Raw genomic sequence first — 13816 nt, 5'->3', positions numbered from 1 at the left:
AGGGCGGCGGGCCCGTGCCCGTGGGCGAGCGACCGCAGCCCCCGCCCCCTGCCGCCGTGGTGGGAGCCCGAACCCGTCGGCTCGGCCAGGGGGCGATCCCCTGACGCCGGGCCGACGGGCGGAACGGGCGCTACCGGTGGTCGAACTCCGTGGCCGGGCGCAGCAGTTCGGACAGCGGCAGCTCCGGGTCGTGGACGATCCGGCGCAGCAGCGCGAGCAGCTCCGCGGACCAGGACTCGACGGTCGCCGCCGAGAAGAGGTCGGTGGAGTACTCGAACGTCACCGTGAGCCCCTGTTCGTGCGGGGCCAGGACGACGTAGAGCTCGGTGCGCGCGACACCCGAGGTCGGCAGCGTGCGCACCGTGCTGGAGAGCCCTGCCAGCTCGATGCTCTGCGGCTCCGCGGTGACCACGGTGAAGAGCACGTTGGGCACCAGCGCGGCGGGCAGCCCCGGCTCCAGAAGGTCGACGATCTCCCCGAGCGGGAGGTCCTGGTGGTCCAGCACCGAGAAGAGCGTTCCGCCCAACTGCCGCACCAGGCCCGGGAAGTCGTCGAGCGTGCCGAGCCCGGCCCGCAGCGGCACCGCGTCGCCGACCAGGCCCACGACCTGCTCGCGGCCCCGGCCCAGCCGGTTGGCGTTGGAGACGGTGAGGACCAGGTCCTCGTCGAAGGCGCGGCCGGTCGCCTCAGTGCGACGGCGTGCCGCCCACACCGCGAAGGCGCCGGCCAGCACCGAGTACGGCGTGGCACCGAGCGAGCGTGCGGTCTGCGCGAGCCGCGCGCCGAAGTCCCCCTCCAGCTCCCCGACACACAGCGCTCCACGGCCGGAGAGCACCGGGGGCCTCGGCCGGTCGTGGGGGAGTGCGAGCACGGTCGACGTCCCCTTCAGCTCGGCACGCCAGAACTCCTCCAGCTCCGTCCCGCGATCCGCGTCCCGTTCGCTCTCCGCCCGCGCGAGCTCGGTGAACCGGCCCGCGGGAACGGCGAACCGGGGCGCCTCGCCCCGCACACGGGCCCGGTAGAGCTCGCCCAGGTCCCGCCAGAGCACACCGAAGGACCACCCGTCGCAGACTGCGTGGTGCCAGACGGTCAGCAGGGTCCAGCTTCTCGGTCCGCGGCGGGCCAGCCGGAAGCGGAAGAGCGGCGCCCGGTCCATCGCGATCACCTGCGCCACCTGTTCGCGGCACCAGCGCTCCACGGCGTCCGACGGTGCGTCGGCCGACTCGCGCGGGCCGCTGTCGGCAGACCGCGCAGACCGCGCAGACGGGTCGCCGGGCGCCTCCGCCCGGTGCGGTCCGTCCGACGGGCGCTGCCGGTCCGGCAGTTCGGTGACCGGCAGCTCCACCGGCACCTGCGCGAGCTCCTCCACCACAAGCCGTCCCGCCCGCCGTACGGCCCGGCTGCGGAGCGCGCCGTGACGTGCGACGAGCCCGGCGAGGGCCTGCCGCAGATCCTCCGGATCGAGCGCGCCCTCCAGATCGATCCGCTGGGCGATGTTGTAGACGCTGGCGTCCTCCCGTTGGTGGTGGCGCAGCCAGAGCCTGCGCATCGTGGCCGGCATCGGCGCCGAGTCCACCACCTCCGCCGTTCCGTCGGTCCCCGCGTCGCCCCGCTGCGGCGCGGCCCCCTCCGCAGCGTTCGCCGCCTCGGCGGAGTCCGCCGGGGCCGCGGGCGCCGTTCGTGCCGCGGGCCACGGTGCCGCCGGGGCTTCGGGCTCCGGTGCGGTGTCCGGTGTCCGGGCGGGTTCGTACGGCCCGGGGGCCGCGCCGAACTCCGGCGCCGCCGCCCGCTGTTCCAGCATCCGCGCCAGCGCGCGGATGGTCGGTGCGCGGAAGAAGTCGGCCATGGACAGGCCCGGCTTCCACAGTGCGGAGATCCGGTTCACCAACCGCACGGCGCTCAGCGAATGGCCGCCCACCGAGAAGAACGAGCGGGTCACGCCGATCCGGCCGAGCTCCAACTCCTCGCACCAGACCGCGTGCAACGCCCTCTCCCAGTCGGTGGACGCCGGTGTGTCGCCGTCCTCGCCGCCCGCGTCGCCGCTGCGCCCGGGCTCGGGCAGCCGCGCACGGTCGAGCTTGCCCGCGGCGTTCACCGGCAGCCGGTCGAGCACCACCCAGCCGCGGGGTACGAGGTGGTCGGGCAGCGCCTCGGCCAGCGCCTCGCGCAGCGTCTCGACCCGGATGTCCGCATCGGCCCCGACCACGTGGGCGACCAGCTCCCACTGCCCGTGCCGGTCGCGGCGGGGAAGCACCACCGCGTCGCGGACCCCGGCGAGCGCGGCCAGTGCCGCCTGCACCTCGCCCGGTTCGACCCGGTGGCCGCGGATCTTGACCCGGTCGTCGATCCGGCCGAGGAACTGCAGAGTGCCGTCGGAGTTCCACCGGCCCAGATCGCCGGTGCGGTACCGAGCGCCGGCCGACCCGGCAGTGAACGCCGCCTCGGTCTCCTGCGGGCGCGCGTGGTACCCGTGGGCCACCGGAACACCGCCGAGATGGATCTCGCCGGTCACCCCCACCGGCACCGGTCGCCCCGCGTCGTCGAGCAGTTCGACCACCGCGCCCGGGACGGGCCGTCCGATCGGCGCCCACCTCGGACCCCTGGGGTCCACCTGCTGGGAGGTGACGATGATCGAGGCCTCGGTGGGCCCGTACTGGTTGTACAGCGTCAGGCCGGGGTGGGCGGCCAGGAACTCCTTCAGGGCGGCGCCCACTTCGAGCGCCTCGCCCGCGGAGATCAGCTCCCGCAGCGAGGGCAGCTCCACACCGCTGTCGACCAGGTGCTTGAGCGGGGTGTACGGCATGAACATCCGGTTCACGCCGTGCCGCCGCACCACCTCGGCCAGCGCGGCCGGATCGTGGCGGTCGCGGTCGTCGACCAGCACCAGCGCCGCGCCGGAGGCGAGCGTCGTGAAGATCTCCTGCACGCTCACGTCGAAGACGGCGGAGGTCCACTGGAGGGTGCGCAGCGGCGGGTGGGCCGCCAGCTGCGCGCGCACCAGATTGACCGGCCCCCGGTGCGGCACCACCACCGCCTTGGGCCGCCCGGTCGAGCCCGAGGTGTAGAGCAGATACGCGGTGTCCTCCGGCCGCACCTCGCCTCCGGCCGGCTCCTGAGCCCGCTCCTCGGGGACTGCCCCGCCGTCGTCCGACTCCCCGCGGGACGCCGGCTCGACGGGGCCGAAGCGACCGTCCGTGTCGAGGTGCTGGACCGGCACGCCGTCCCCGAGGCCCGGGTGGGCACCCAGCAACTCCTCGGTGGCCAGCAGCAGTACGGGCGCGGAGTCCAGAAGCTGGTCCGCCAGCCGCGGCGTCGGCGCTCCGGGGTCAAGCGGCACGTACGCGGCGCCGGACGCGAGCACCGCGGGCAGCGCGACGATCAGGCCCGCGCCACGCGGCAGCAGCACCGCGACGCGGCTGCCGCGTCCCGCCCCGCGAGCCCGCAGCAGACGCGCCAGCGAGTCGATGCGCAGCGCCAACTCGCCGTAGGACAGCCGCTGTTCGCCGTGCTCGACGGCCACCGCACCCGGTGTCAGGACGGCCTGCCGCAACACCAGCGCGTGCAGGGTGGCGTCCTCGTACGTCGCCGTCCCCGCGGTGCGCCCGAGCCCGTCCAGCAGGGTGCGGTCGGCGTCCGAGACGGCGGTCAGCTCCCCGAAGGAGGCTGCCGGGGACTCCACCGCCCGCCGCAGCACCAGCTCCGTATACGCCACCAGCCGCCGCACGGTCACGGCGTCGAAGAGCGCCGTGTCGTACTCCACCATCATCCGCACCCCGTCCGCGTGGTGCGTCAGGTAGAAGCTGAGGTCGAACGGGGCGCGGTCGCTGGGCACGTCGATCAGCGCGGCGCGGACCGCGGGCGGGTCGAAGTCGACCGCGGACTCGCGCTCGTACTCCACCATCACCTGGAAGAGCGGGTTCCGGCCCGGGTCGCGGCGCGGGTTGAGCCGTTCCACCAGCTCCTCGAAGGGCACCTCCCGGTGCTCGTACGCATCGGCGCCCGCCTCCCGCACCCGCAGCAGCAGTGCGGGGAAGTCCGGATCACCGGTGAAGTCCAGCCGCAGCGGCACGGTGTCCAGAAAGAGACCGATCAGCTCTTCCTGCCCGGCGGAGCGCGCCGAGACGGCGGTGCCGACGACGAGGTCCCGCTGCCCCGAGAAGCGGGCCAACACCGCGCCGATCGCGGCGGTCAGCGCCATGAACGGCGTCGCCCGTCGCTCGGCGGCCAGCGCGCAGACGTCGGCGACGAGCGGTCCGTCCAGCTCGTGGGTCAGGCTCGCGCCCCGACCGGTGCGCACCGCCGGCCGCGGGCGATCGGTCGGCAGCTCCAGCTCGGGGGCGCCCGCCAGCCGGTCGCGCCAGAACTCCAGCGAGGCCGCGACCTCCCGCTCGTCCGGTGCGACGGCCTCGGGCGCGGCCAACTCCCCGAGGTCGACGGGTTGTTGCGAACCCGGTGCGGTCAGCACGCGGTAGTGCGCGGCGAGTTCGCCGACCAGCACAGCGGTGGAGGAGGAGTCGAAGACGATGTGGTGGGCGAGGAGGAAGAGCAGATGGCGCTCGTCGGAGAGCCGCAGCAGGCGGGCGAGGAAGAGCGGACCCTCGGCGAGGTCGAACGTCTGCCGCCCCGCGGTGTCGAGCACCGCGCGCAGCGCCTCCTCCACCGTGGCGCCGTCGTGGTCCTCGACCGGGCAGTGCGCCGCCATGTCCGTCCGCACCTCACGGAAGGGCACGCCCTCCCGGTCGCCGAAGACGGTGCGCAGTGCCGAGTGGCGGGCCACGACCATCCGCAGCGACTCCCGCAACGCCCCGGTGTCCAGGGCGCCTTCGAGCAGTACGGCTTTGGGCTCGTGGTACATGCTGCTGCCGGGATGCAGCTGCTCCAGGAACCAGATGCGCCGCTGCGCGGGCGTCAGCGGAAACCCGGTCGTCTGCCTGCCGGGCTTCGCCGTGACGCCTGGTTCCGCCGTGCCTCGACCCGTCGCCGTGACGTCGGGGGACGGCCGGTGGTCGGTGCTCGGGTCCCGGTCGCCGGCCGGCTGCGGCGGCGCTCCGTCGGGCCCGGCCGGAAGCGGTCGCACCTCGGGCACGCGGGCGTGGGGACGCGTGTAGTCGGCCCGCGGGGAGTCGGGAACCGGCGGTTGCGGGGCGCTCGGCCCGGACGGCCGGACCTGTGCGCGGCGGAGCCGGTCCAGGACCGGCAGCGCGGCCACGACCTGTTCGCGGGGGACACCGAAGTCGACGAAGCAGGCGATCTCGTCCGCCCCCGCCGCCACCAGGCCCTCGACGACCTCGGCGGCCTCCCGCTCGTCACCGATCAGCGCCCGCGAGGAGCAGTAGCGGTCGTAGGCGCGGGAGAGGAGGAAGTCCACGTCCTCCTCCGAGGCGCCCTCCAGGTCCACATCGAAACCCAGGCTGTTGGTCACCTGGTCGAAGAGGGAGAGCGAGGAGCGCAGATAGGAGACGAACGGCCGGTACGCCTGGGCGCGAGCCTGCTCGCCGTCCTCGCCGAGGTAGGTGTGCACCAGCACCACGACCCGGCCCTGTGCCGGATCCAGCCCGTGCTCGGCGCGGGTGCGACGGTAGAGCGCGATGTTCTGCGCCAGCTGCTCCACGGTCTGCGTCATCAGATTGGTGACCACACCCAGCCCCTCGGCGGCGGCCCTGCGGTAGCTGTCGGGATTGCTCACCACGGCGACGTACATGGGCAGTTCACGCTGCACCGGACGCGGGTGCAGCGTCACCTCGACCGGGCTGCCGTCGCCCGCCGCGGTCGCCAGCGGGCGCCCGGACCACAGCGTCCGTACGTCCGCCAGCTGCTCGTACAACACCTCGCGGTGGCGGCCGTAGTGCTGCGGGGCGAGCGCGAAGTCCGTCGCGTGCCAGCCGCCGGCAATGCACAGTCCGGCCCGTCCGCCGGAGAGGTTGTCCACCACCGACCACTCCTCGGCGACCCGGATCGGGTGGTGCAGCGGCAGTACGACCGAACCGGCCTGGAGTCGGATCCGGCGGGTTCGGGTGGCCAGTGCGGCGGCCAGCACCGAAGGGTTGGGGAAGAGCGAACCGAAGGAGTTGAAGTGGCGTTCGGGGAACCACAGCGCGTGGAAGCCGTGCCGGTCGGCGAACTCGGCGGCGTCCAGGATCAGTCCGTAGCGGTCCGGGTCCTCCTGCGGCGCCCGGTCGGAGGTGTCCTGGGGGTAGTCGCCGAAGAAGTACAGACTGAAGTCGCAGCGCGCCCCGGTACCGAGGGTCGACCGGGCGCCGGGCTGCGGGGCGGGGGCCGGCGGTGGCGGGGGCTTCGGCGGCGCCACGGCACCGCCGTCCTGCTGAGCGCCACCCCGAGGGCCGGCCGCGGCGACGACGGCGGGCGCGGGCGCGGTGGGCCCGGCGACGGCGGGCGCGGAGGTCGCGGGCCCTGAGGCGGTGGGCGCGGGGGCGGTGGGCGCGTGGGCGGTGGAAGGCGCGGCGTCCGTTTCCGGCGGAGCCTCCTGCCGCGCTTCGGCACCGCCCGCCCCGCGGAGGGGCGGCGCGGCTACGGCGCGTGAGCCGTCCGTGGCGCCGGACGTCCGCTCGGCGGCCGGAGCCGTTGGCGCACCGGCCGGTCCGGGCGCGGCGCGCAGCACCTCCAGCTGGCCGGTGAGCAACCCGCCCACCTGGCGCACGAGTTGCTCGGCCACCTCCAGCTGACGCCCCAGCAGCGCATGCGTCGGCGACTGATCGGCCGCGGTGGCCTCCGCGGATTCCGCAGCGCCGCCGACCGGGCCGGGAGCCCCCGGTGCCTGTGCTGCCGCCTCCGCCCCGGACGGCTCCCGCCGCTCCGACTGCGTCTGCTGCGGCACGTGCCGCGTCACCACGGACGCCGCGTCCGGCGTCGACTCACGGCGCGCCGGTACGGGCGGCAGCGACGTAGGCCCCGCAGCCGCATCCGTATTCGCAGCCGCCCGCGTATCCGCGGCCTCGCCGTCCCGGGCCGCGGTGTCGCCGGGCGCGACGTTGGCCGCCCCGACCGGTGTTGGCTCGGCGGACGCCTGCGGGCGTACGCGCTCGGCCAGCCGCCGCGGGGTGTCGACCGTCTCGAAGAGTTCACGCACCGGTACGCGCACTCCGTGGAGTTCGCGCAGCCGCGCGGTCATCCCCATCAGCGACAGCGAGTCCGCGCCCAGCTCGAAGAACGAGCTGTCCGGGCCGACCTCGGCCAACTCGCGGCCGAGCTTGTCTGCTGTCAACCGCCGTATGGAGATGAGCAGTTCGGCGTCCACGTCCGGCTCCTCGGTGTAGTTCTGCGCTTGTTGCGCGGCACTGACGCGGCCGCCGTCCACGGGCCCCGCTTCGGCGGCGTCCGCGCGGTCCTCCGTCCCGCGGTCGACGGGCGCGCGGTTGGCCGATCCGGCGCGCTCTTCGCCGACCGCGGGATCGTCCGGCGCGGCGCCGTACGGCAGATGCCGGGCACGCATCGGGTGGCCGGGCAGCGGCACCCGGCCGCCCGTCGTGCACAGCGCCCCCCAGTGCAGCTCGGCGCCCGAGCGGTAGAGCGAACCGAGGCCGCTGAGCAGCCCGTTCACCTGCTCGTGCGCCTCGCCGGCCCCCTGTGCCAGGACCCAGCGGCTGCCGGGCAGACAGTGCCGGCCGAGGCCGGTGAGCGTCCGATCGGCGCCCATCTCGACGAAGTCCCGGCCGCCGCGCCGGGAGGCGGCAGCCATCGCCAGGTCGAACCGGACCGGCTGCCTGGCCTGGCGGCACAGGTGCTCCGCGTCCACCCGAGCGCCGACCTCCAGCACGGCCCCGTCGACGCAGCTCACCAGCGGAACCCGCAGCGGGCCGATGCGCACCCGCCGTGCCCGTACCGCGAACTCGGCCAACGCAGCCTCCACCGCGGCCGAGTGGAAGGCCCGGTCGACCGGCAGCGTTCGGCACTCCAGCGACTGCTGCGCACACAGCTCTCGGGCCGAGTCGATCGCGGCCGGGTCCCCGGAAAGCACCACCGAGGCCGGTCCGTTGACCGCGGCCACCTCGGCGCCGCAGACGGTCGCCAACCGCTGCGCCCGTTCCCGGTCGGTGCGGACGGCGAGCATGGCTCCTCGCGCACCGAGGCTCTCCATCAGCCCGCCGCGCCAGCCCGTCAGCCGCACCCCGTCCGCCAGCGTGAGCGCGCCCGCCGCGTACAGCGCCGCGTACTCGCCGACGCTGTGACCCAGCAGCAGCGCCGGCTGCACGCCCGCGCCCCGCCACACCTCGACCAGTGCGGCCTGGTGGCTGAAGAGCGCCGCCTGCGCGGTGTCCGTCGGCCAGGGGTCGCCCACCGCGCCGGCCTCCCGCCCCTCTCGGTCGCCGGTTCCGTGCGCCGGCCGATCGGGGGTGAGCAGCAGCGGCAGCAGTTCACCGCCGAACTCCCGGCGGAAGAGATCCGCACACTGCTCAAGCGTCCGCCGCGCGGCCGGAAAGGCGGCGTACAGCCCCGCCGACATCCCGCGCCGCGGGCTGCCCTGACCGGCGAACGCCCACACCGGAGCAGACGGGCCCGTCTCCCGGGACCCGCCCCCGCCGGGACGCCGGTCCCCGCTCCCGGCCCGCCGGACGACGGCCTCCAGCGCGTCGGCGATCTCGTCCGCGGTGCTGCCGACGACGGCGTCCCGCACCGGATGGTGCGGCCGTCCCAGGGCCAGCGTGGTGGCGACATCCGCCGGATGCGGTGCGGGCCGCTGCCGCAGCCGGTCGCGGAGCGCGCCCGCGAGCTGCACCAGCGCCTCGGGCGAACGTGCGGAGAGGGGAATCAGCCATGGCCGCCCGTCGGGCGCCCCGGGCCGGCGCTCCGGCGCCTCCTCCAGCACCACATGGGCGTTCGTACCGCCCACCCCCAGTGCGCTGACGCCGGCCCGGCGGGGCACACCGTCCTCGACCGTCCAGGCGCGCAGCTCGCGCACCAGCGTCAACGGGCCCTTCTCCAAACGCAGTTCGGGGTGCGGCCGAGTGAGCCCCGGGGTCGGCACCAGGGTGCGGTGGCGCAGGCTCAGGATCGTCTTGATCAGCCCGGCCATACCGGCGCAGCTGTCGAGATGGCCGATGTTCGGCTTGACCGAGCCGACCGCGCAGAAACCGGTGCGGTCGGTCTGCTCGCCCAGCGCCTCGGACAGCGCCTCCAGTTCCACCGGATCGCCCACCGGTGTACCGGTGCCGTGCGCCTCCACGTACGACAGGGAATCGGCCGGCACCCGCGCGCGAGCGAGCGCCTGACGCACCACCTCGACCTGGCCGGGCACGCCCGGTGCGGTGAAGCCCACCTTCTCCCGTCCGTCGTTGTTGATCGCCGATCCCAGCACGACGGCGTGCACGGTGTCCGAGTCGGCGAGCGCCCGGTCGAGGCGCTTGAGGAGCACGACGGCGACCCCGTTGCCGCCGACCGTGCCGTCGGCCTCGGCGTCGAAGGTCCGGCACCTGCCGGTGGGGGAGAGGACCGAACCGGGACCGGTGCGGTAGCCGCTCTCCTGCGGCAGATGTACGGCCGCGGCGCCCGCAAGCGCCAGATCGGCGTCGCCGGACAGCACTGCCTGGCCCGCCAGATGCACGGCCACCAGCGAACTGGAGCACGCCGTGCGCACACCCACCGCGGGCCCCTTGAGGCCCAGCCGGTGGGCCACCCGGGAGGCCAGGAAGTCCGATTCGCGGCCGATCGCGGTCTGCATCTCGGTGGCGGGGTCGCTCGGCCGACCCGCCGAGTGCGGCGAGGGGCCCGGAGCCTGGTGGTCGTAGAGGTTCATCCCGGAACCGGCGAAGACCGCGATCCGCTCCCGGCCGCCCTCGCCGGCGTACCCGCCGTCCTCCAGCGCCCGGTGGCACACCTCCAGGAAGAGCCGGTGCGCGGGATGGGTCAGCCGCGCCTCCTTGGGGGCGATCCCGAAGTGCTCCGCGTCGAACGCCTCGGCCTCGTCCAACACCCCTGCCACCGGTACGAATTCGGGCGACTGTCGCTGCTCGGCGGTCAGGCCGGCGGCGGCGAGTTCGTCCTCGTCGAAGCGGCGCAGGCTCACGACCCCCTCGCGCAGGTTGTCCCAGAACTGCTCGGGAGTCCGGGCGCCGGGGAAACGCAACGCCATGCCGATGACCGCCAGCCGACGGTCGTCGCCGCCCGCGTCGCCCGCGTCCTGCCGACCCGCCGCGCCGCCCACCGCCGCACCGCCTCTCCCGGGCGGGGCCTTGTCGCCGGCCGGGGCCGGTGCCGGTGCCGTCGTGGCGCGGGGTTCGGCGGTGCGGGGTTCGGCGGCGCGGGCGCCGAGCGCCGTCAGACGGGCGGCGAGCGCCTCGGCGGTGGGGTGCGCGAACGCAGCCGTCGACGGAACACCGACGCCCAGCCGCTCCTCCAGCCGTCCGCGCAGCCGGGCCAACAGCACCGAGGTGAGCCCCAGTTCGTAGAAGGCGACTCCCGCCTCGACCGGCCGTCCGACCAGCCGGGCCAGCTCCTCGCGCACGACCCGCGCCACGCCGTCCGCCCGCGGCGGTACGTCCGCGGGCTTGTGCCGCGAGTCGGCGTCCCGATCCGCCGGGGCGCCGGAGCGGGGCGCGGTCGCGGTCTCCGACCGGGCCTGCGGCGCACCGCCGTCCCGATCCGCCGGGGGCGGCTGCTTCGTCAGCAGCCGGGACCTCAGCTCCTGGCGTCTGACCTTCCCCGCGGGGGTGCGCGGGAAGTCGGACTCGGCCACCGGCACGGTCCGGCCGACGGTCAGTCGTAACCGGCCGAAGAGCGTCGCGCGCAGTTCGCCGGCGATCCGTTCGTCCTCCGCCGCGCCCCGGCTGACGAAGAGCAGCACCAACTCCTCGGTGCCGCTGGTCGGATGCGGCACGCCGCAGGCGGCGACCTCGCCCAGCCGTACGCCCGGGACCCGCGCCGCGGCGTCCTCCACCTCGTGGCAGGAGACGTTGTGGCCGTTGAGCACCAGAATGTCCTTGCGCCTGCCGGTGACGACCACCTGGTCCTGGTCGAGGAAGGCGAGATCCCCGGTGTCCAGCCACTCGCGGCCCTCCGGGTAGGCCTCGGCGTCGGCGGCGGGGTTGTTGACGTACCCGGGGGTCAGCCGTGCGGGAGCGCGCAGTTGGAGGCGGCCGATGTGCCCGGCGCCGGCGGGGGCGCCGTCCTCGCCGACGATGCGCAGAGTGGTGCCGTGGGCCGGTGAACCGGAGGCGACGAAGGTGGCGCACTCCTCCTCCGGCGTGCTCGCGTCCGCCCGGACCAGCCGGCCGGCGAGGCTGTCCCGCCGCAGCCGGTGCACCGTCCCCGGGCGGTCCAGCCTGCCCCAGGTGATCGCGGTGACCGTCTCGGCCATTCCCCACACCGGGGCGAGATGCTCCTCGCGCACGCCGTACGGGGCGGTCGCCGCGAGGAAGTCGCGCAGCACCGGCAGTGCCACCCGTTCGCCGCCGCAGACCAGGGACTTGAGGCCGCCCAGGTCCCAGCCGGTGTCCGACTCGCGCTCGGCGAGCGCCTCGGCGACCAGCCGGTAGGCGAAGGTCGGCGCCCAGCCGTGCTGCGCCCGGTGTTCGTGCAGCAGGTCGAGCCAGCGCAGCGGGTTCGCCAGCACCGCGTCGGTGGCCGTGTGCACCCCGGTGCTGCCGGTGAAGACGGGCAGCAGGTGGTAGATGAGAAAGGCCCCGCTGTGGTCCAGCGGCAGCCAGTTGACCAGGGTGTCGCCCGGCTGTACGTCCAGGATGCGGCGGGTCCCGGCCGCGAAATCGGCGAGCCCGCCGTGGGTCAGACGTACCGCCTTGGGCTCGCCGGTGCTGCCCGAGGAGAGCATCAGCAGCGCGGTGTCCTCGGGGCGCGGCGTGTGGAACTCCGTTGCGGGCGCGGTCCCGAGGCACTGACGCAGCTCCAGCGTGCGCAGCCGGTCCGGGCCCTCGCCGTCCGCGGACGCCGCCGCACCGGCCGCGTCGGTCAGCACGAGCGGGGAGCCCAGCAGCCGCACGGTGTGCAGCAGCCGACTGCGGGCGGGCGTACCGGGCAGTGGGCTCTCGGCGATGGCCGCGGGCCGCGCGCCGCCGAGCACACAGGCCCAGAACGCGGTGAAGAAGTCCTCCAGCGGCAGTCCGCACAGGACCACCGGATCGCCGGGGCGGACCCCGTGCGCCCGGAGTCCGCCGAGCAACTGCCGTGCGTCCTCCAGGAGTCGGCCGTAGCCACGGCTGCTGCCGGTGCCGTCGCTCTCCACGGTGGCGACGCCCCCGACGCCGCCGCCTCCCGCGGGCCCCCGGGCTCCCGCGGCACGCAGCAGCGCGTCGACCGCGTCCACCGGGTCCCGCTCGTCCCGCTCCGGTTCAGGGCCCCGACACAGGTCCTGCCCTCGCACGTGCTCCATGCGCGCCTCTCTCGTCTGATCCGCGGTCCGCCTCGGGGGACGGTCGTTCGGGGGTGTGCCGTCGGACGGCGTACAGCAACAGCAGGAGGGCGCCGCAGGCGGCGGTGCCGTGGAAGAGGCCGACGACGGCGAGCGCCGGCAGCGCTTCGAGCGCCCCGGCGGCGGCCACCGTGCCGAGCGCGAAACCGGACTGCTCGGCGGTGGCGGAGAGCCCGAAGAGCCTGGTGCGCTCGGGCTCGGGCGCGGCCTGCAACCGCGAGGTGTAGACGATCTCGGTCCAGCCGTCCGCGAAGCCGGCGGCGGTCGCCACCAGGACGAGCCCGATCGCGGGCAGGCCGAGGAAGGCGGCGACGAAGGCCGCCGACATCGCACAGGTGCCCAGCGCGAACGCCCGTACACCCCAGGCGGATTCGCCCCGGCGGCGGCGCAGCACCAGATGCGCCAGCACGGTGCCGACCGCCCAGGCGACCCAGAAGCGGGTCATGTGCAGCGCGGGGTTGTCCGGGGCCTCGGAGTGGGCCACCACCGGCAGCGCGACGTTGTGCGAGGAGGAGGCCAGCGCGTCGAGCCCGCGCAGTGCGACCAGGGCCAGCAGCACCGCGGGCAGCGTCGAGCCCAGCCGCCGCAGCCCGGCACGGGTCCGCCCCTCCGCGTCCGGCTCCCCGTCCGCCGCCGGCTGTCCGTCCGCCGCCGACCGCCCGCTCTCGACAGCGCCGTGATCGGCCCCGTCCGGCTCCTCCTCGGTCCGCGGCCGCGCCGCCAGAAGCACCGCCGCGGCCAGCGCGAAGCTCGCCGCGTTCACCGCGAAGGCCAGTGCGTAGCCGCCGAAGCCGATGATGACGGCGGCCGAGGCGAAGCCGAGCACCGTGGCGATCGAACGGGCCGTCACCAGCAGGCCGTTGGCCCGGCCGCGCAGCTCGGCACCGACCATCGCGGGCACCGAGCTGCGCAGCGAGACCGAGAACCAGGTGCTCGACGCCCCCAGCACCACGACCGCCACCGCGAGCAGCGCCGGCGCCGCGTTCCCGGCGAACAGCGCCAGGACGAGCAGCGTCAGACACTGCGCCAGATGCGCGCCGTACATCACGTGTGCCCGCGCGACACGGGCGGTCAGAGCCGCGGAGGTCATTCCGGCGGCGAACCCGGCCGACAGCCGCAGCGCCATCATCAGCCCGACGCCCAGCGCCGTACCGGTGACCTCGTAGGAGAAGAGGCTGAGTGCGATCAGGTTGAGATACGTACCGAAGGAGGAGACGGAATAGGCGGCGACGACCGCGGCGAAGCGGCGGTCCGTGTGCGCCATGGCTGCTCTCATCCCCGTCGGGGTTCGTCCGGTGCGTGCGGGCTCACCACCGTCCGCACGCGGGGGCAGCAGCCGCCTCGGCGAACTCGTCCTGAAAAGTGGGGAGTTGCGGGTGCATCGTACGCGTACTACGGCAAAAGTACGACGGCTGCGCAGACATCGCGTGGAACGCG

At 75.1% G+C, this 13816-nt stretch carries 2 protein-coding genes; both read right to left on the bottom strand.

Translation table 11 applies throughout. The annotated features are described in order from the left end of the window. Window positions 1-130: 130 nt before the first annotated feature. On the bottom strand, window positions 131-12340 hold the full coding sequence (locus tag MTQ01_RS18665; protein WP_247491779.1) for a non-ribosomal peptide synthetase/type I polyketide synthase: 12210 nt from the start codon (window positions 12338-12340) through the stop codon (window positions 131-133). Then, window positions 12300-13643 (bottom strand): MFS transporter, encoded by a 1344-nt coding sequence (locus MTQ01_RS18660; protein ID WP_247491777.1) that lies wholly within the window; start codon window positions 13641-13643, stop codon window positions 12300-12302. The genes MTQ01_RS18665 and MTQ01_RS18660 overlap by 41 nt, the downstream gene beginning before the upstream one ends. Between the last annotated feature and the right edge of the window lie 173 nt (window positions 13644-13816).

It is taken from the genome of Streptomyces sp. XM4193 (genome assembly GCF_023072595.1).
GTDB lineage: Bacteria > Actinomycetota > Actinomycetes > Streptomycetales > Streptomycetaceae > Streptomyces.
The sequence above is the reverse complement of the archived record's forward strand: the minus strand, read 5'-3'. Positions and strand labels throughout refer to the sequence as shown.

Bases quoted from the DNA above. Each gene is read 5' to 3' on its own strand.
- MTQ01_RS18665 (WP_247491779.1), bottom strand. From the start codon at position 12,340: ATGGAGCACGTGCGAGGGCAGGACCTGTGTCGGGGCCCTGAACCGGAG.
- MTQ01_RS18660 (WP_247491777.1), bottom strand. From the start codon at position 13,643: ATGGCGCACACGGACCGCCGCTTCGCCGCGGTCGTCGCCGCCTATTCC.